13 protein-coding genes and 2 pseudogenes are annotated in these 20,377 nt (G+C 58.9%); 3 read left to right on the top strand and 12 right to left on the bottom strand.

Translation table 11 applies throughout. The annotated features are described in order from the left end of the window. Positions 1-209: 209 nt before the first annotated feature. Positions 210-1,206 (top strand): annotated as a pseudogene (locus AKG11_RS30205) (IS3 family transposase); the annotation flags it as partial. A gap of 723 nt (positions 1,207-1,929) precedes the next feature. On the opposite strand, the pseudogene AKG11_RS30200 reads toward AKG11_RS30205, so the two are convergent. The 4 genes and pseudogenes from AKG11_RS30200 to purU all read right to left on the bottom strand — a co-directional run. After that, positions 1,930-2,941, bottom strand: a pseudogene (locus tag AKG11_RS30200) (biotin/lipoyl-containing protein); the annotation flags it as partial. Between the two features lie 70 nt (positions 2,942-3,011). Beyond that, positions 3,012-4,676 (bottom strand): electron transfer flavoprotein-ubiquinone oxidoreductase, encoded by a 1,665-nt coding sequence (locus AKG11_RS30195; protein ID WP_050746632.1) that lies wholly within the window; start codon positions 4,674-4,676, stop codon positions 3,012-3,014. A 2-nt stretch (positions 4,677-4,678) separates the two neighbouring features. Beyond that, a complete protein-coding gene (gene folD / locus AKG11_RS30190; protein ID WP_050746631.1) occupies positions 4,679-5,584 on the bottom strand; it encodes a bifunctional methylenetetrahydrofolate dehydrogenase/methenyltetrahydrofolate cyclohydrolase FolD in 906 nt (301 codons plus the stop codon). Between the two features lie 3 nt (positions 5,585-5,587). Continuing rightward, on the bottom strand, positions 5,588-6,472 hold the full coding sequence (purU, locus tag AKG11_RS30185) for a formyltetrahydrofolate deformylase (RefSeq protein WP_050746630.1): 885 nt from the start codon (positions 6,470-6,472) through the stop codon (positions 5,588-5,590). A gap of 168 nt (positions 6,473-6,640) precedes the next feature. Here purU and AKG11_RS30180 point away from each other — a divergent pair, with 168 nt between their 5' ends. Next, the gene (locus AKG11_RS30180) at positions 6,641-6,826 is read left to right on the top strand and encodes a hypothetical protein (RefSeq protein ID WP_050746629.1); all 186 of its coding nucleotides are present in this window, start codon (positions 6,641-6,643) and stop codon (positions 6,824-6,826) included. 227 nt (positions 6,827-7,053) lie between these two features. Here AKG11_RS30180 and ehuA read toward each other — a convergent pair whose 3' ends face one another. The 8 genes from ehuA to AKG11_RS30140 all read right to left on the bottom strand — a co-directional run bounded on the left by ehuA (position 7,054) and on the right by AKG11_RS30140 (position 19,155). After that, a complete protein-coding gene (gene ehuA / locus AKG11_RS30175) occupies positions 7,054-7,866 on the bottom strand; it encodes an ectoine/hydroxyectoine ABC transporter ATP-binding protein EhuA (RefSeq protein ID WP_050746628.1) in 813 nt (270 codons plus the stop codon). Further along, positions 7,866-8,537, bottom strand: a complete 672-nt coding sequence (gene ehuD, locus AKG11_RS30170) for an ectoine/hydroxyectoine ABC transporter permease subunit EhuD (protein ID WP_050746627.1) — start codon at positions 8,535-8,537, stop codon at positions 7,866-7,868. The genes ehuA and ehuD overlap by 1 nt, the downstream gene beginning before the upstream one ends. Then, complete coding sequence (gene ehuC / locus AKG11_RS30165; RefSeq protein ID WP_050746626.1) at positions 8,534-9,199, bottom strand: ectoine/hydroxyectoine ABC transporter permease subunit EhuC; 666 nt, start codon at positions 9,197-9,199, stop codon at positions 8,534-8,536. The genes ehuD and ehuC overlap by 4 nt, the downstream gene beginning before the upstream one ends. Positions 9,200-9,265: 66 nt before the next feature. Then, positions 9,266-10,114 (bottom strand): transporter substrate-binding domain-containing protein, encoded by an 849-nt coding sequence (locus AKG11_RS30160; RefSeq protein ID WP_050746625.1) that lies wholly within the window; start codon positions 10,112-10,114, stop codon positions 9,266-9,268. A gap of 159 nt (positions 10,115-10,273) precedes the next feature. Next, a complete protein-coding gene (locus AKG11_RS30155) occupies positions 10,274-11,455 on the bottom strand; it encodes a M24 family metallopeptidase (protein ID WP_050746624.1) in 1,182 nt (393 codons plus the stop codon). Between the two features lie 781 nt (positions 11,456-12,236). Further along, a complete protein-coding gene (locus AKG11_RS30150) occupies positions 12,237-13,643 on the bottom strand; it encodes an aminotransferase (RefSeq protein WP_050746623.1) in 1,407 nt (468 codons plus the stop codon). A 245-nt stretch (positions 13,644-13,888) separates the two neighbouring features. Next, positions 13,889-15,052, bottom strand: coding sequence for a M20 aminoacylase family protein (locus AKG11_RS30145; RefSeq protein WP_050746622.1), 1,164 nt, complete (start codon positions 15,050-15,052; stop codon positions 13,889-13,891). A 1,601-nt stretch (positions 15,053-16,653) separates the two neighbouring features. Then, positions 16,654-19,155, bottom strand: coding sequence for a GcvT family protein (locus AKG11_RS30140; protein WP_050746621.1), 2,502 nt, complete (start codon positions 19,153-19,155; stop codon positions 16,654-16,656). Between the two features lie 471 nt (positions 19,156-19,626). On the opposite strand from AKG11_RS30140, the gene AKG11_RS30135 reads away from it, so the two are divergent. Continuing rightward, a complete protein-coding gene (locus AKG11_RS30135) occupies positions 19,627-20,136 on the top strand; it encodes an Lrp/AsnC family transcriptional regulator (protein WP_371260169.1) in 510 nt (169 codons plus the stop codon). The last annotated feature ends 241 nt before the right edge of the window (positions 20,137-20,377 follow it).

Genomic DNA, 20,377 nt, shown 5'->3' with positions numbered 1-20,377 from the left:
ATCTTATCGGGGGGCAACCACCCCGCAATGGACGTTGGTTGTTGCAGGGCGCGCACCGCGATTACCCCATGTTCAACAATCGCCGGCTGCTGGAGCCCATCGGCAACATCCCGCCGGCCGAAGCTGAGGAACGCTACTACGCCATGCTGGAAGAACCCGCCATGGCGGCATAACTTAAACCAGAAGGCCTCCGGCAAACCCGGGGCGGTTCAGGTATCTGCCAGGCGACCTATTTCAATTGCGCAAGAAGTATGCGGGCCTGTTGCCCGATGAGATGCGCCGTCTGAAAGCTCTGGAGGACGAGAATTCCAGGCTCCGATCTGACGCTGGACCGGGAGATGCTTCAGGACGTTATCCGCCGAAAGCTCTGAGGCCTGTCCGCCAGCGAATGCTGATCGACGAAATGCTGGTGGAGCCGGGCATATCGATCCGACGGGCTTGCAAGGTCCTGAGGTTAGATACGTCTACTTACCACTACAAGCCCCGCCGCACCAGACAGGCCCCACTCGAAAGACGCATCAGGGAGATTTGTGAGACACGCGTGCGGTATGGCTACCGGCGTGTTCATGTTCACTTGCGGCGTGATGGATGGAAGATCAACATGAAGAAACACGCAGTATTTACAGCGAGTTAGGGCTTCAGCTGCGCAACAAGCATCCCAAGCGCCGGGTGAAGGCGAAACTCAGAGACGATCGCCAGGAAGCGGTCGGGCCGAACGACGTCTGGGCGATGAACTTCGTTCGCGACCAACTCGCGACAAGCAAGAAGCTGCGCATCCTAACCGTGGTCGACACGCACTCGCGCTTCTGCCCTGCAGCCGATGCCCGCTTCACCTACCGAGGCGAGGATGTGGTCCAGACATTGGAAGGCATCTGCCGGCAGGCCGGCTATTCCAAGACGATCAGGGTGGACAATGGTAGCGAATTTATCTCCCGCGATCTCGACCTGTGGGCCTATACCAACAACGTCACCCTGGACTTCTCGCGGCCCGGCAAGCCGACCGATAGGGGCTTCATCGAAGCGTTCAACAGCAAGCTGCGGTCCGAATGCCTGAACGCCCACTGGTTTCTGAGCCTTGCGGATTCGCGCGAAAAGTTGGAGACTTGGCGTCGATACTACAACGAAGAACGTCCTCACTCGGCAATCGGGTATAACGTCCCGATTGCCCTGCACAATCCCGGTGGCGCAACCAGCCCGTCATCGTGATCAGGCCGGAAAACTCCAGCCCCAGGTGAGCCAAGTTTTGGGCTCAGAGTACTGACGCCGGCGAGCCAGCACATTCTATCGTCATTAGTTTTGCCCGACAGTCCTCTCGGCACTCCCTCCTATCGAGAGTCCGCGTGGGAACTCCTCATCCACGCCACTTAGCACCAGAGGTAGGATGACACCGCCGTCCAGAGTGATCTGTGGAGGAAGCGACATGCTTATCTCCCTGATATTACCATCTTCTGAAATAACTTGAATAACCACAACAAAAATGCGGGTTTCTCAATCTGAGTGCGGTCAGCAACGTGCTCGGCAGGATGGGCACCGCATGGGACGAGCACCGGCGTCCAACTTCTCTTTCGTTGCTCGCGAGGAAAGGGCGAACCGATCGGACAATCGCAATTCTTTGGGTTCGAGCTCACAATCGACTCCGTTCTATGGTTCTGTTTGACCATCGCTCAGACAATAACGTGTGCAACATATTGAACTCTTTCATCGTCTAATTTAACGAATTACCAATGCAGTTCATCGGCCGACATAAACGTCAAAAAAGAACAACCTCGATCCCGCAATATGCTCGTCCTCGGTATGGCACTCCAACATAATTGACACATACCAACAATCTAGTTTCGAGATGGCAATTCCAGCCCTCTAGGCCTTGCTGAATTTCGCGGCACGTTCAGCTTCAACTCTCTCCGTTTCGATTGTATCATGCCGGCGCGCTCAGGCGCCGTAGACGATCAAGAGGTCCTTGGCGTCGATCTGGTCGCCGGCCTTGACCAGCACTTCCGAGATCATGCCGTCCTTTTCGGCATGCAGCGCCGTTTCCATCTTCATCGCCTCGATGGAGAGCAGCACGTCGCCTGCCTTGACCGCCTGACCGGCGGAGACCGAGACCGTCGAAATGACGCCCGGCATCGGCGCACCGAGATGGGCGGCATTGCCGTTGTAGGCCTTGCGGCGCACGGCCGAGGTGGCGGCGCGGTTGCGGTCCGGCACCTTGATAAGGCGCGGCTGGCCGTTCAGCTCGAAGAACACCTTGACCATGCCCTGCGCGTCCGGCTCGCTTTTCGCCTGATGCAGGATGACGAGGGAAACGCCCTTCTCTAGCTCCGGCGAAAGCTCCTCGCCGGGGGCAAGGCCGTAGAAATAGGCCGGCGTCGGCAGCACGCTGACCGGGCCGTACAGGTCGGCGGCCAGCGCATAGTCGGTGAAGACCTTCGGATACATGAGGTAGGAGGCGAACTCGAAATCGTCGACCTTGCGCTCCAGCTTGTCCTCGATGGCCTTGCGCTCGGCATTCAGATCGGCCGGCGGCAGCAGCGAGCCCGGCACGGCCGTATAGGGCGTCTCGCCCTTCAGCGCCTTCTTCTGGAGACCGGCCGGCCAGCCGCCCGGGGTCTGGCCGAGGTCGCCCTTCAGCATCGAGACGACCGATTCGGGGAAGGCGATGTCCTTGGCCGGATTCTCGACATCGGCGACCGTGAGGTCCTGCGAGACCATCATCAGCGGCCGGCCCGTTGAGGTCGCTTTCGAAGGCGGCGTACTGGAAGCGCACGGCCTCCCAATAGAATGACAGGCGGCGGATCCATTCGGGATCGAGGCCCGGATCGCGCTGCGACCCCTTCAGCGCCTCGACGATCGAGCCGAGGCAGGGCTGCGAGGTGTTGCTCGACAACGCATCCATCGCCGCATCCGCCACATCGACGGCGGCAAGCACGGTCGTGGCGGCGATGGCGATTTCGGATCGGTTGGCGCGTAGAATTTTTGAGATAGCGATAGGCCCATCGTCTAAGAATTGCTGGTCACATGTTCAGATAGACCGGCCCCTCACCCCCCTGTGGCGGCACCCAGTTGATGTTCTGGTTCGGGTCCTTGATGTCGCAGGTCTTGCAGTGAACGCAGTTCTGGGCGTTGATGACGAAGACGTCCTTGCCGCCCTTCTCCACCCATTCGTAGACGCCCGCCGGACAGTAGCGGGTCGACGGACCGGCATAGACGTCCAGTTCCGACGTCTTCTGCAGTTCCGGGTTCTTGAGCTGGAGGTGGATCGGCTGGTCTTCCTCATGGTTGGTATTCGACAGGAACACCGAGGAGAGACGGTCGAAGGTCAGCACGCCGTCCGGCTTCGGATAGTCGATCTTCTGGTGCTTGGCGGCCGGCTCCAGCGAGGCGGCGTCGGTCTTGCCGTGCTTCAGCGTGCCGAAGAAGGAGAAGCCGAGAAGCGTGTTCGTCCACATGTCGAGGCCGCCGAGGGCGACGCCCACGGCCGTGCCGAACTTCGACCACAGCGGCTTGACGTTGCGCACCTTCCTGAGGTCCGAGCCGATGGCGCTGTCGCGCCAGCCCTGCTCGATCTCGATGGGCTCGTCATTGGCGCGGCCGTTGGCAATGGCATCCGCCAGCTTCTCCGCCGCGAGCATGCCGGACAGCACCGCATTGTGGCTGCCCTTGATGCGCGGCACGTTGACGAAACCGGCCGAGCAGCCGATCAGCGCGCCGCCCGGGAAGGACAGCTTCGGCACCGACTGGTAGCCGCCCTCGGTGATGGCGCGCGCGCCGTAGGAAAGCCGCTTGCCGCCCTCGAAGGTGCCGCGGATCGCCGGATGCGTCTTGAAGCGCTGGAACTCCTCGAAGGGAAAGAGATAGGGGTTCTTGTAGTTGAGATGCACCACGAAGCCGACGGCGACCATGTTGTCTTCGAGGTGGTAGAGGAACGAGCCGCCGCCGGTCTTCATGCCGAGCGGCCAGCCGAAGGAGTGCTGCACGAGGCCGGGCTTGTGGTTCTCGGGCTTCACCTGCCAGAGTTCCTTGAGGCCGATGCCGAACTTCTGCGGCTCGCGGCCCTCGTCCAGCTTGAACTTCGCGATCAGCTGCTTGGCGAGCGAGCCGCGCACGCCCTCGGAGATCAGCGTGTATTTGCCAAGCAGCGCCATGCCGCGGGTATAGTTCGGGCCGAGCTCGCCATTGCGCTCGATGCCCATGTCACCGGTGGCGACACCGATCACCGCGCCTTCGTCGTTATAGAGCACTTCGGTTGCGGCAAAGCCGGGATAGATCTCGACGCCAAGCTCTTCCGCCTTGGTCGCCAGCCAGCGACAGACATTGCCGAGCGAGACGATGTAGTTGCCGTGATTGTTCATCAGCGGCGGCATGAAGGCGTTCGGCAGGCGCACCGAGCCGGCCGGGCCGAGGAAGAGGAAGTGGTCGTCCGTCACCTCGGTCTTGAAGGGATGGCTTTCATCCTCGCGCCAGCCGGGCAGGAGGCGGTCGATGCCGATGGGATCGACGACCGCGCCCGACAGGATATGCGCGCCGACTTCCGAGCCCTTTTCCAGGACGACGACCGTCAGATCGGGGTTCACCTGCTTCAACCGGATCGCAGCCGAAAGGCCGGCAGGTCCCGCACCGACGATCACCACGTCGAATTCCATCGATTCGCGTTCGGGGGGGTCCATAGCTGCGCTCATATTTATCCTCTAAACTTCGGTGGCGCGCTGCCGGTCTTGCGATAGGCGGCAATGACGGTGTTTGCCATCAGCATGGCAATGGTCATCGGGCCGACGCCGCCCGGGACCGGCGTTATGACGCCGGCCACCTTGGCTACCTCGTCATAGGCGACGTCGCCGACGAGGCGCGATTTGCCCTCGCCCTTGTCAGGTGCCGGAATGCGGTTGATGCCGACATCGATGACGGTCGCTCCTGATTTAATCCAGTCCGCCTTGACCATTTCCGGGCAACCGACGGCGGCAACCAGGATATCCGCATTGCAGCAGACGCCGGCGAGATCTTTCGTGCGCGAATGGGCGGTCGTGACGGTCGCATTGGCGGCGAGCAGCAGAGCCGACATCGGCTTGCCGAACAGGTTCGAGCGACCGATGACAACGGCGTTGAGACCCGACAGATCCTCGCCATGCGTGCGGCGCACAAAAACCATGGCGCCGGCCGGCGTGCAGGAAACAAGGCCACCCGCGAGATCGCCAGTCGCCACCTTGCCGGCATTGACGACATGCAGGCCGTCGACATCCTTTTCCGGCCTGATCGACTGGATAATCGGGTCTGAATCGAGATGCTTCGGCAACGGCAACTGGACGAGAATCCCATGGATGCTCTCGTCGGCATTCAGAGTCGCGACGAGCGCCGCAAGTGCTTCCTGCGTGGTGTCTTCCGGAAGCGTGTGCTGGATCGAGTTGAAACCGCATTCCTTGGCCATGCGGCTCTTGGCGCCGACATAGGCGTGGCTCGCCGGATCCTCGCCGACGATGACGACGGCGAGACCGGCCTTGACGCCAGCCTCGTTCTCCAGAGCCACCGTCGCGGCCTTCACGGCGTCAATCACGGACGCCGCAACCTGCTTTCCATCGATAACGTTGGTCATCGCTCAGCCCATGCGCTCTGAGGCATAGGAGCCCGGGCTCGGCGGGAAGACGATGGTCTTGTTGCCGTTCATGAAGACGCGGTGGTGGATATGGGCGTGCACGGCGCGGGCGAGCACCTGGCTCTCCACGTCGCGGCCGATCGAGACATAGTCGTCCGCCGACTGCGCATGGGTGATGCGCGCGACGTCCTGCTCGATGATCGGACCCTCGTCGAGGTCTTCCGTGACGTAGTGCGCCGTCGCGCCGATCAGCTTCACGCCGCGCTCGAAGGCCTGCTTGTACGGGTTGGCCCCCTTGAAGGACGGCAGGAACGAGTGGTGAATGTTGATGATGCGGCCCGACATCTTCTTGCAGACGGCATCCGACAGCACCTGCATGTAGCGGGCGAGCACGATCAGCTCGGCGCCGGACTGCTCGACGACTTCCATCAGGCGGGCCTCGGCCTGCGGCTTGTTCTCTTTCGTCACCTTGACGTGGTGGAAGGGGATATCGTGGTTGACGATGACCTTCTGGTAATCGAAGTGGTTGGAGACGACGCCGACGATGTCGATCGGCAGCGCGCCGATCTTCCAGCGGTACAGCAGGTCGTTGAGGCAATGGCCGAAGCGCGACACCATCAGCAGCACCTTCATGCGCTCGTCGCTGTTGTGGAACCGGTGGACCATCGCGAACTTCTTAGAGATCGGGGCGAAGCCGGCATCGATCTCGTCCTGCGTCGCACCACCCTCGCTGGTGAAGGTGAGGCGCATGATGAACAGGCCCGTCTCGAGGTCGTCGAACTGCGACGAATCCACGATATTGCATTCCTTCTCGGCCAGGTAGCCGGTGATCGCGGCGACGATGCCACGGGTCGATTGGCAGGATACGGTCAGGACATGGTTTTTCATCGGTGTTCCCTTTGCAATGCAATACGTGCGCTTTGCCGTATCAGGCCGGCAAGAGCGCCAGAGAGGATTGGTTACGCCGCGCAGAGCGTCTTTTCGGTCTCAGTGAGGGTATCGAACAAATGACCAACGAGAACGCGTCAACAATCCAGACAACGAGAGTTCTTCGTCGTGTTGATCTTCGCGATAACGTTCTGCTCGATCATGCTGGCCCAATGTTTTGTCACCGCCGAGACCACCGCCACGCGCGAAACCACGTGCTTGCCGACCAAGGTCGCCGCCGAGACGATCGTCCGTAACCTCGGGCGATTGATCAGTTCCTCATCGATTGGGCTGGAGGGATTGGCATTATTGTGATCTGCCAGAGGTTGTCTTAATCTCCCACGCACTGCGGTCAAAACACGCCGCAGGTTTGCGACCAATTCTAAAACGCGTTTGTCCTTGATGCCCGCCGTGCGTCCGCAAGGCTCATCGGGCCTCACTACGTCCGGAAGTGAGGCACAGTGCGGGTCATTAAGACGCACAATCACCACTGCGCAGGTTCGTTTAGACGTGTTGTCCCAACAACGACAATGCCAAGTCACTCAAACCGCCTCCTTAACGGCCGAAAGGAACTGCTTAGTGCGATCGCGTTGCGGGTTGCCGAACAGTGCTTCAGGAGATGCTTCCTCTTCCATGGACCCGCGATAGAAGAAACAGACCCGATCGGAAATGTCTCGGGCAAACCCCATCTGATGTGTGACCATAAGCATGGTAAGATTGTGCTCCGCAACAAGCTTGCGGATCACTTCAGTAACCTCACCGATCACCTCAGGATCGAGAGCGGAGGTGACTTCGTCGAAAAGCATCACCTTTGGGCGCATGGCCAGCGCGCGCGCTATTGCCACGCGTTGCTGTTGCCCCCCGGACAATCGCGACGGATGCTGGTCGCGTTTGTCGATCATGCCGACCATCTTCAGAAGCTCTTCGGATCTCTCTAGTGCTTCCTTCCTGGAAAGGCCAAGCACCTGAGTGGGTCCCTCCATGCAGTTCTGAAGTGCGGTCATGTGGGGGAACAGATTGAATTGTTGAAAGCACATCCCGATCGAGGATCGTATCTGTCTCTGGTAACGCTCATTTGCTGGGACCAGGCGTCCGTTCTGTGGCATGTGGGTCAGCGGTTTTCCGCCGACATAGATCACGCCCTCGTTGATCTTCTCGAGCGTCATCAGGATGCGAAGCACCGTCGTCTTCCCTGAACCCGATGGCCCGATAATGCTGACCATTTCGCCTTCGCTTACATCGAAGTTGAGGTTGCGTATGACCTGCAACTCTCCGTAGCTCTTGCTTACATTCATGAACCGAACCATCGGGCAGTCATCCGGTGGTAATTCCAGTGGATATTGAGTGACGGTCATTAGTTAAGTCCCAGTGTCAGCCGCAGCCGGTGTTCGAAAAGCCGGACAAGTCCGGCGGTCGGAAGCGAGATCATGAGAAAGATGAGGCCCACAAGCGTGAACGGCTCCAGATAACGGTAGTTTTCGGATCCGATCGCATTGGCCGCATGCATCAGTTCCGCCACACCGATGACCGATAGCATCGGCGTATCCTTGAGGATACCGACGAGATAATTTCCCATGCCGGGTATCGACGGTGCGAGCGCCTGAGGCAGGATGATCCTGGCGTATGTTCTCCAGGGCGAGAGATTCAACGCGCGGCATGCCTCCCATTGCCCGCGCGGAACCGCGTCGATGCCGGCTCGATACACTTCCGACAGATAGGCCGAGTAGTGAAGCCCAATGGCGATAAGGCCGGCTTCCCAAGGTGACAGGTTCAAGCCGAATTGCGGGCCTACATAGAAAACAAAGAATATCTGTAGCACCAGCGGCGTCGATCTGATGAACTCAACCGCCTCCCGGAGAATCCAGCGCAGTCCGACCGGGCTGGTGCGGTGCGCCACAGCGAGCACGAGGCCGACCACGAGCGCAATCGCGTAGCCACTGCTTGCCGCCAGCAGTGTGTTCAAAGTTGCGGACAGCAGTCTAGGCAGAATTGCCCAGACGAAGTCCCATCGCCAATCGAGCGTCATGCTTTGCCGAGCCTCCTGGCAACGATACGTTCCATGAATTTCATCAATGGAGTGATCATGAACCGGGCAATTATGTAATAGACGACAAGTGCAGTGCCGAAGGCCTGCGCTGACAGATAGGTCGATGCATTGATTTGTTTTGCCTGGAACATAAGGTCCGCAACAGCAATCAGCGAGACAAGTGCAGTACCCTTGAGCAGTTCGACCAGCAGATTGCCCCAAGGCGGAAGCATAATGGCCAACGCCTGAGGTAGAATGATGCGGCGCATACGGGTAAACCCGCTCATGTTGATCGCCGTTGCCGCTTCCCACTGGCCGCGGGGGACCGATTGCACTGCGCCACGCACGAGCTCGGCGCCGTAGGCCCCGCAGTTGAGGCCGACCGACAGAAATCCTGCAACGAATTTTTCCAGCGTCAATCCGAACAGAGGCAATACGAAAAAGATCCAGTACAGCTGTACGAGAAGCGAGGTGCCCCGAAACAGCTCGATAAATGCTATCGAAAGTCCACGGATCGCCCAGTTGCGAGAGAGTTTTCCGAGGCCCGCAAGACCGGCTGCTGCGATGGCGACCAACGTTGCGAGAACGAACTGCGCAATCGTCACCACCGTTCCCTGTGTGATTACGGCGCTATAGGTCTGAAGAAATTCTAAGAATGGCATCTGCCGTCCTCTGTATATTCAAGCCAGCGGGACTTGGATGTCCCGCCGACCCGGCGATTGATGCGACTAGCGATTTGCGCAAATCCATTCTGCCGTTTCGTCTTTGGGAAGCATGCTTTCGTCATACCGATAGGGCTTGACTGCTTCCATCATAGCGGCGGTGCCGAGATACTTCTTCTGCGCCGCGTTGAACTTCTCGACGAAATCCTTGTCGCTCTTGCGGAAGCCGACACTCACCCAGTTCTTGGTCCACTCAGGAAGAGCATTGGGGTCAGTGATTTCGACTTTCCCGCCAGCTTTTTCCGCCATGTCCTTCAAGGTCAGGTAGTTGTGCGCGGCCGCCGCCGCACGACCGGCGACAACGGCAGCAAGCATTTCCGAGGGACCTGGAACTTCCATGATCTGGGAAGCCGGAACGCCTTCCTTCTTGGCGTTCTCGATCAGGCTGTAGCCGAGGCCCGTGACCATCGTCTCACCGGTCGAAACCAAATCCTTATATGTCTTGATGCCCTTCGGATTGCCAGGCAACACTATGAAGGCGTCCGACACCTTGGCCAAGGGCTCGGAAAAGGCGACGTTCTCGCAGCGGGAATGCAGGATATAGAGACCACCTGTCACGAGATCGAGCCGATCCGACTGCAGCCCCGGGATCAGGCCACCCCAATCGGTAACGACGGTTTCGATCTTATCATAGCCCATTTCCTTCAGCACGCCCAACACATGCGCGTTGACATAGCCAGCCGGCTTGTTGTCGGCATCGGGATAGGCGAAGGGCGGTTCGTTGGCATATCCGATGCGGATCGACTTGCCGCTTGCAATTCGATCCATCAACTCTCCAGCATGCGCGCTGACGCCTGCGAGCAGCATCACGGCAAATCCCAGGCTTGCAAAATATCTTTCAAACTTCGGTTTCATTTGAGTTCCCTCTTTTTTTTCCTTCGGTATCCAGAAGCCCGGAATGGGCCGCTGTCTGTTTCCGCTCCGTATGGTTACGGCAGGGTATTGTCGTACCCCCAAGGGCGGTATCAGACCACGCGGCCATCGGAGGCTGCGTGGTCGACATTTCGGTAAGGGTCAATCGATCACGATCAGACGGCGTTCGACGTCGCAAAAGCGTTCACCGCCCTTCGGGGTGACGACGAAGGATTCCGAGACCGCCGCGCCGAAATCGTCGAGCCAGACACCGGACTGGAAATGGAAGCACATGCCTTCCTGAAGCAGGGTCTTTTCGCCGGCACGGATGCTGATCGTGCGCTCGCCCCAATCCGGCGGATAGGCGATGCCGATGGAATAGCCAACCCGGCTGTCCTTGCTGTAGCCATTGCGCTTGAGGACGGTTTGAAACACGGCCGCAACCTCTTCGACAGGAACGCCGGGCTTTGCGGCTTCGAGAGCAAGATCACCGCCTTCGACGATTACCGATGCCAAGCGTGCCATGGCTTCCGGCGGCTTGCCGACATGGACGGTTCTCGTGAGCGGCGTGGTATAGTGGCGGCGCGCCGCTCCGAGTTCCATCATGATCAACCCGGAATCGGGTACAACCTGATCGCTCCAGGTCAGGTGGCACGTGCTCGTGCCTTCTTCGATCTGCAGCAGGGGCGAAAGGCTGGTGTAGTCACCGAACTTGCCTTCCGCGCCCAAAATCTGGTTACGGTAGACATCGGCGATGACTTCATAGTCGCGAGCGCCCGGCTTGAGCTGGGCAATGGCTTGGCGCATGGTATTGCTGATGATCTTGCCGGCTTGCCGCATATAGACAAGCTCCGCTTCGGACTTGACCAGTCGGGCCCAGTTTACCAGTTCCTTGTTGTCGGCTAATCTTGCATTGGGCAACCCGCGAGCCAGATGCTGGTGGGCGCGAGCCGTATAGTAGTGCGCATCGAGTTCGACGCCGACGCGATTTGCACCCCAGCCCTTCGAAATGATGAAGGCGCAGAGATCATCGAACGGATGGTCTTCCGGATGGTGGAGTAGGCGTTCCTGGAAGGTGACGATGTTTTCTTCGGGCAGATTGGTCGTGACCGTCGCCGACTTGGCATCGATCGGGCGTCCAAACCAGATTGGCATTTCCTCGTTCAGATGGACCAGTACGACCTGCGGCGTGTAGAACGACCAACTGTCGAAGCCCGTCAACCATCCGATATTGGCAGGGTCCTGGCAGATAATCAGGTCGAACCCAGCTCTTTCCATCCGCTGCTTGACGTCCCGGACGCGGCGTTCGAATTCTTCCGGCAGAAAGGCTTTTTCATAGTGCATACGTGCGATACTCCTGTCGTTGACCAAATGTGACTTCGAGTTCAGGCCTCAATGCATATACCGATGACCGCCAAGACGGCCTGACTGACATAGAAAACCGAGTCTCAGTCTCGCTGTGTGATCCGCATGCCGCTTCATTCTCTAAGCGTGTAGGCGAGATTAGGTTCGTCGTAAGGGGGGGGACAGTCAAATGCTGTGTTTATATCGGCACCATCTTGGTTCGAGATGCTGAACGTCGTGCGTGAGAGCCGCCGCGGCTAGCAGCCAGCGAACCGGTTATTCACAACTGAGAGCCAAGGCTGTGACATCCGTCAGTCGCTACAAAACTAGTATCGCTTGTGGTTGTCGTCAGCCAGACGACTTTGGGACTTGGCACACGCCATCTCGCGCAAGGTTTTAGTCCCGCGACCGCCTTCGTCGTTGGCACAGACCTGTGAATCGCGGCTCTACAGCTGCCTGCCGATCCGCGTGTTGCAGTCTCGCGAGCATGCTCGACAATGCCGAGAGTTGTCCGTGCAAGCTTGTTGAGGAATGTGCCGTCATCAGTCGCATCGGCGACCGAGTGAGGTTGCCGCGGCGAACAAATGCAAGCGCGGTCATGGTAAATTACCTGCCATCACCATACGCGATAGGCGGTTGCACCCCAATAACGACATTGCAGCCGCAGCGGTAAGGCTGCCGGAGCTAACCCCGTCGGTCGATCCAGACGGCTTACAAAACGAAGCTGCGCCCACTCCTAATCGCAACGCGGCCAGCGACCGCCGGCCGCGTCGCTCGCCGCTTATACGGCGCCCTCCGACGCAAGAGTCTTGTACGTAGTATCGACTGCACGTGCCGTCGCATCCACGATGATGTCGGCCTCCGCCTTCGTGAGGATGAGCGGCGGCGCGTAGCCGAGTGTATCGGCATGTGGCATCGCACGGGCGATTACGCCATTTTCCAGCAATGCAGCGGCGGCGCGCACGCCCACCTGAAGACCCGGGTCAAACGGAATGCGCTTGGCCGGGTCGCTCATGAACTCGACTGCTGCCAGAATGCCCACGCCGCGAATCTCACCCACCATGGGATGGCCCTCAAGCTTCGCCTTCATCTGCTTGAGCCAGTAGGGCCCGACCTCCCGCACATGTTCAAGAATATTGCGTTCCTTCAGGACCCGAATATTCGCCAGGGCCGCAGCCGCACAGAGAGTATGCCCCGAATAGGTCCAGCCATGGCCAATAGGGCCATACTTCTCGCTCCCCTGTTCCAGAACCGACCAAACCCGATCGCCAATAATGGATCCCGAGATCGGCAGGTAGGCCGAACTCAAGCCTTTCGCGATTGTCACCAGATCTGGGCGCATGCCGTAGAGATGGGACCCGAATTTTTCTCCGGTGCGGCCGAAGCCGCACACCACTTCGTCGGCGATCAGAAGGACGTCGTACTTGTCCAGCACCGCCTGAATTTCGGTCCAATAGCCCTTGGGCGGAGGGACGATTCCGCCCGTGCCGAGCACTGGTTCGCCAATGAAGGCTCCGACGGTGTCTGGGCCTTCTGCTAGGATAAGAGCCTCCAACTCGCGGGCGCAACGTTTGGAGAACGCTTCTTCCGTTTCGCCTTCCTGCGCCTGACGATACCAGTGAGGCGTTGTGGTGTGACGGACGATCTCGAGCGGCAGATCGAAATGGTTGTGAAAGAATGCCAGACCAGTAAGGCTTCCAGTGACGAGGCCCGAGCCATGATAGCCTCGTTGGCGCGAAATGATTTTTTTCTTCGCAGGCCGGCCAAGGATGTTGTTGTAGTACCAGACAAGTTTAATGTTGGTTTCGTTCGCATCCGAGCCGGACAGGCCGAAGAACACGCGCCGCATGTTCTCGCCGAAATATTCGACGACGGTTTCAGCAAGGAGAGTGACGGTCTCGGTGCTCTGGCTGGCATAGACGTGAGCGAACGGCAGTTCGTGAGCCTGTTTTGCGATGGCATCGGCAATTTCCGAGCATCCATATCCCATGTTCACACAATAGAGTCCCCCGAACCCGTCGAGGCTTTTGCGTCCCTCGGTATCCCATATATAAACGCCGTCCGCGCCTGCCATGACGCGGTTGGGTGTTTCACCCCGGCTATGTTTGGCCAAATGGGTCGACGGATGGAACACGTAGTTCCGATCCTTCTCCTGAATTTGCGCGGTACCCAGATTAGTTATTGTCATCGTTCTCTCTCTCTTTCAAATGCGCCCGCGTCGCCGGAGGATTCGACCAACAGAAAGTTTAGAATGAATCGCGCGGCTTTCAGAGCAAGTCTGGCCGTCATTGCAGACGTCAGCACAGATTGACTCGGAGTTGCGTCGATCCTTTAACCGGGCAGGTGACGGGTCGACGTGATCAGTATGGTAGGGAGGATCAGAAACTACGTCTTGTCCAGTGATCCAAACGGGAGCTTAAAGCGCCAACGGTATCAGTTGACCAGGCCTCCTTCGACCAAGTTGACCCAGTAGCCTATTCCGTAGGGAATTGCTGTGTCATCGAAGTCGTAGCCCGGATTGTGCAGGCCGGGAGTGGCACCGTTACCGAGAAAAAGAAACGCACCTGGGCGCGCCTGAAGCATGTAGGCGAAGTCCTCCGATACCATCACGGGCTTAATCTGTTCGTTCACGCTTTCCGCGCCGACGAGTCTCTTCGCAGCAGCGGTCGCAGCCTCGGTCGCCTTGGTGTGGTTGAAGGTAAGTGGCTCAAGACGCCTATGACGATATTCCACCGTTGCCCCGAATGCAGCAGCCACATTTTCAGCGCAGATGCGGATTTGCTTCTCGGCAAAATCGCGAAGCTTGGGCGAAAGGCTTCGCACTGTGCCGCCGAGTGTCACAGTATCGGGAATGATGTGGTAGGACTCGCTTCCCGTGAATTTCGGCACGGACACGACCAGCGCTTCTGTCGGATCGAGATTTCGTGAAACTAGAGTTTGCAGCGCGGTGACGATTTGGGCTCCGACTACCACGGGGTCGATCGTCACATGCGGTGTGGCGGCATGGCCGCCGCGGCCCGTGATGATGATGTCGAACTCATCGAGGGCAGCCATGATGGATCCGTCGCGAATGCCGAACTTGCCGACTTCAATACCGGGCATGTTATGCATCCCGAAGACTTGGGAGATATTGAATCGGTCCATCAGACCTTCCTGGACCATTCGACCGGCGCCTTGGCCGTCTTCCTCAGCGGGCTGGAAAATGAGCGCGACAGAACCTCTGAAGTTCCTGGTTGCCGCAAGATACTTGCCGGCTCCCAGCAACATCGCCGTATGGCCATCATGGCCGCAGGCATGCATTTTTCCGTCGATCTTTGACGCCCAGGGCTTGCCCGTCGTCTCCATGATCGGCAGGGCGTCCATGTCGGCCCTCAAACCGATCGTCGGGCCCTCGCCGCCGTTGCCATGAATCACGGCTACCACACCGGTTTCGGCTATGCCCGTCTCGATATGATTGATGCCGAACGATGCTAATTTTTCGGCAACGAAGTTGGCGGTGTTGTGAACTTTGTATCCGAGTTCGGGATTCTGATGGAGATGGCGGCGCCAGCCGATCACCTCATCATGAATATCACTGAAGTCGTTGACGTTACGCATTCGAACCCCTCTCGCTAAATGGTCGCCGCCCTTTGTCAGGTCCACGTTCTAAAATTACATTCCCAGGACGTGAACTGCGGCATCGGTTGCATGTCAAGCAGGCGTTGTGTTGCCTTCCCGGACAAAGCTTCGATGGTCGGGCCCGGACAGTCAAATGCATAGTGTGTATCGCTTCCATCTCGCTTCGAGATGAACGGCGCCTTGCGGGCTTTTGGCCGCATCTGTCAACGTCATTCACGCACATGCTTGGCGTCTCGAAGACAGATACCGCTGATACGGACAATGCATTTGACCTGCCATGAAGTCGTGGCGATCCTTTCGGCGTGAGGACGCGCATAGCTGCAATAATCACGGTCGCCTATTCAAACTGTTGAACTTTAGCTAAGCTCCACACTGGCACGAGCGCGCGCAGTCATGGGCTCTACGCGTGTTTTGGCGATCCGATGCGCCGCCAACGGCAGGTATCTGAAATGATTAGTGACGAATCTCATGGTCTCTGGCAAAAGACTGCCCAATCCGCCCCACCTGGGCAGACGCTTGCTCAGGACATGGCTACTGAGTCGTCATCCTGGGCGGCGGATATACGGGACTATCGACCGCCTTTGCATCTGGCCGAGAGAGGTGTGCATGCAATCCTTCTCGAAGCGGCCGAATCGGGGCCGGCGCTGCCGGCCGGGCGACCGGCATGCTCTGGGTCATGCCATCGGCTATTCAAGAGCAACTCGGCCCTCAATTTAGTTCGCGCATGGTAGACCTGTTATGCACGTCGCCGGACATCGTGTTCGATGTCATCGGAACATGAATATCCAGTGCGAGACAACGCGCGCCGGCACGCTGCATTGCGCCGTGGGCAAAAGCGGCATTGCGGAGATTAGGAAGCGCGCACGGCCGTGGCTAGAACTCGGTGCCCCCATTCACATCCTCGATGAATTTGAAACCCAAAGCAAAACGGGCGCTAATACCTTTGCGATTAGCCTGCTCGATTTCCGCTTCGGGACATTTCAGCCGTTCTCCTATGTTCGTGGCGTCGCCAAGCGGCGATCGCATGTGGGGCCGACGTCTTCACACACAGTTCGGTCAGGAGCATCACGCACGAGAACGGCGCATGGACCTTACGAACCGACTGCGGCAAAGTGTGCGCCTCGTCCGTCCTCGTTTCAACGGATGTCTAGGCATCACAAAATATTACCTGCCTCGCCTTCACGTGATGGGAGACAACCTCATCGTCCTAACCGGCTTCAACGACCGCGGCATCGCACTGGTACGCTCTTCGGGCGCGAGCTTGCCCGTTACCTATTCGGAGGCCTGCGCGCAGACGACGTGTTCCTTCCCTTCTCAACGCTTCAGAACATACCAATGCGAGCCTTCAAGGAAGGCTACTACCGACTGGGAGCGGGGATAGCGCATCTTCCTCCCTCAAACTGAACGTGAAACCGTGGGCGGCCGTCGGTCGGCTGCCCACGGTTTCTCATGATCGGATCGACCTTCAGAACAAGGACGAAATACGCGTCTGCACTTCGATTGACACAGACGACTTCGCGCGTACCAGATCGCCGTCCGGTGAGCGCCACTTAAAAGCGCACACTGGATCGGCCACCTTGTCACTGCGCTTTCCGTAGTTCTGGCGCGATGAGCGTGTCGAGCTCGAAATACTGGCCCTTAACACGCGTTCTTCCGGCGTCATAGAACGGGCGAAGCGATGCGACAGCGGCGTACTTGGTGCCTGCGATTTCAAGTTCGAATATACCGTCTTGCAGCCATTGGGCGCTGACACCCTCGTCCGCATTGACGTATCCCATCCCGACGCCGCAGCCCAGCGTATGTCCGAACCCGGCCGAGCGCAGGTAGCCAACCAGGATACCATTGCGCCACACCGGTTCGGTGCCGAACATCAGCGGCACGTCGCCGGGAACCGCGAACTGGACCAACCGGCGGCGCGGCGTCTTGCCGCGCTGAACCTCGAGAGCATTGCGACCAATAAAGTCCGAGGGCTTGTCCCAGGCGACTGTGAAGCCGAGGCCGGATTCCAGCGGTGTGTCTTCATCGGCCACGTCAGCGCCCCAGTCACGATAACCAGCTTCGACGCGCAGAGAGTTCAGGGCGACATAGCCCGCGAGGCGGAGGTCGAGATCATATCCCGCTGCCATGATCGCATCGTAAATGCCGAGAGCCTGTTCGGTAGGAATATGAAGTTCCCAGCCTAATTCGCCGACGAAGGTCATCCGGAATGCGAGGACAAGGCCGTAGCCGATTTCGATCTCCGAAGCCGTGGCGAACGGGAATGCGGCATCCGAAAAGTCGGCCGGGCTGACCCTCGACAGCAGCTCCCGCGAGCGCGGCCCCATGACCGAAAGGGTGACATAGCCGGAGGAGACGTCCGTCACCGAGACATGACCGCCGCTCTCTCGCGCATGGTCCTTGAGCCAGGCAAGATCACGAATCCGCTGGACGGCTGCAGTGACCACGAGAAACTCCTCGTCCGCGGTCCGGCAAATGGTGACGTCGGACTCCATACCGCCACGCGCGTTCAGCCAAGGGGTGTAGACGATCCGCCCAACCGGCACGTCGACATCGTTGGTCGACAGCTTCTGCAGCAGCGCAAGGGCATTGGGTCCCTGCACCAGGAGATGCGCGAAGGATGTCTGGTCGAACAGGGCTACGCTCGACCGGGTGGCGGCATGTTCGGCGGCGCTCGCATGGAACCAATCATCCTTGCCGAAGGTACCATGGGTGGCGGGCTTCGAGCCGGGGGCGCCAAACCATTGCGGACGCTCCCATCCGGCAGCTTCGCCAAAGCTGGCGCCGGCTTGGGCCAGCCGGTCATGCAGCGGCGAAACCCGCACGTTGCGCGCGGTCTTCGGTGATTTGTGCGGCCAGTGCAGGTTCCAGAGGTTGCCGACCGCCTCGGTCGTACGATCATAGAGATAGCGTCTGTTGCGCTGGAATGGCATGGCCCGGCGGACGTCCATTTCCCAGTAGTCGCTCGCGGGAACGCCGGTGGACATCCATTCCGCCATAACCTTGCCGGCGCCACCCGACGACTCGATACCGCAGGAATTGAACCCAGTTGCGGCATAAAGGCCCGCGATTTCCGGGGCGGGACCGAGTAGGAAGCGATTGTCGGGTGTGAAGCTCTCCGGCCCATTGAAGTTGAGCTGAAGACCGACATCGGCGAGGAGGGGCATTCGATTGATCGCCGCGGCGAGATAGGGTTCGATATGGTCGAAGTCGTCGGGGAGCGCGTCGAAACTGAAATCGCGGGGGATGCCGTTCATGCCCCATGGCTTGGCACGCTGTTCAAAGAAGCCGACGAGCAATTTGCCGGCATCTGGCTTGGCATAGACCGCGGCATCCATGTCGCGGATGGTCGGCAGGTCGGCCGACAGGTTTGGAATGATCTCGGTAACGATATAAAAATGCTCCGCGGCGTGGAGCGGGACCGTCCAGTTCAGATCCGCCGCGACGTTGCGGCTCCATAGGCCGGCGCAAATGACGGCCTTCTCGGCGCGGACAAGGCCCTCGTCGGTCTCGACGCCGACCAGGCGACTCTTCTCAACCACGATGCGGTTGACGGGCGTGTTTTCGAGGATCGTCGCTCCGCCCTGCCGTGCGCCAGCCGCAAACGCCATAGCCGTGTCGATCGGATTTGTCATCCCGTCTGAGGCGATCCATGCAGCACCGAGGACGTCGCTGACTTCGAGGAGCGGCACGCGTCGCTTGGCTTCCGCAGCATCGATCATTTCGACGTCAAGGCCGAATGAACGGCCCATGGAAGCGCCGCGTTTCAACTCTTCCATGCGCGCCTGCGTTGCGGCGACCGTGATGGAGCCGGTCTGGCGGAACCCGGTCGCCTGACCGGTGAGGCTCTCGAGATCCGTGAACAGTTCCGCCGAATATTGGGCGAGTTTCGCCATGTTCTCATTGGCGCGCAATTGCGTCACGAGACCCGCGGCATGCCAGGTGGTTCCGCTCGTGAGCTTGCTGCGCTCGAGGAGCAGCACGTCACGGTGTCCGAGCCTCGTGAGATGGTAGGCGATCGAAAGACCGATGATCCCGCCACCGATAATGAGGTATTCGACATGAGAGGGAAGCTTGTTTTGCATCTGAGGTCCCGATGATTTGATTTCGCGATGTTTGAGCGGTTGCGTGCAGGACGTCGCCATGGCGGCAGACCGAACCGCTTCCGGCAGGGAACATGAAAAAGGGCGTCGTTAGTTCTCACGGTTCTGTCGGGACTGCCGACGGTTGCCCGCGTTGTTTGCCCCACAGTCAGAGGGTAACGACTCGCTGTCGATGAAAGTCAGCGCAAAAGATCGAAGTGCGATGAAATACTGCGCGAACGCTCGATGGGTTGGGGAATTTCCTCTTGGTTAACAGTGGCGCACAGAGGCTGATACGCATGTTTGCGCAACGAGGATCGTCTCTATTCCGGGCACTCGCGGCACAGGCCGGAATCCGACAGAAGGGCTCTAAATCACGCCTTGAAAGCTGAGCCGCCACTAGATATGAAATTGCCGCAAAACCGTGTTTCTAAGATGAAATTTCGCAGCTGACTTTTCTCGAGAGGATAGAAATTGGGCAATCGTGGGCGCGGCAGTGATTATGACCATATAGATGCCCGTATCATGGAACTCGTCCAAAAGAACAACCGGCTTACCTCGGATGTTATTGGCGAGCAGGTTGGACTTTCGCCCACCGCCTGTCAGCGGCGCCTAAAACGCCTGCGCTCGGAAGGCATTATCGAGGCCGACGTCTCGATCGTCTCGGCCAAAGCCGTGGGGAGACCAATCCAGATGCTGGTGCTCGTGACGCTAGAGCGCGAGCGTATCGACATCATCGACAAGTTCAAGAAGGAAATCAAGTCTTCCGCGGAGATCGCCACCGGCTTCTACATCACGGGGGACGCGGACTTTCTGCTCTACATCACCGCGCGAAGCATGGAAGACTATGAAGAGTACACGCGCCAGTTTTTCTACGACAATCCGCACATCAAAAGCGTCAAGACAATGGTGGTGGTTGACAGGGTGAAGGCCGGCTTTTCCATCCCAATCGACGCGCCCGAGGATGAGCGAGGTTTGGGGTAGGCCACCGGGCGCGCCACGGCGCTCTACGCATTCCACCTGTGGGCATAGGCCCATCCGGAATGCGGCCACCGATCCATCTATTCAAGATGCTGGTCGGCTGGAATCGATATTGAACCGCCCCGGCTTCGCCGGAGACCCCAACTCGTGAGAAGAAGGGTCAATGACAAAATTATTGGTATTCCATGTTGGTGATCGGAGTCTCCACACCTGACCAGGCGCTGACCGTACGTGCATAGCGGCC

It is taken from the genome of Shinella sp. SUS2, assembly GCF_001262505.1.
Classification (GTDB): Bacteria; Pseudomonadota; Alphaproteobacteria; order Rhizobiales; family Rhizobiaceae; genus Shinella.
The sequence above is the reverse complement of the archived record's forward strand: the minus strand, read 5'-3'. Positions and strand labels throughout refer to the sequence as shown.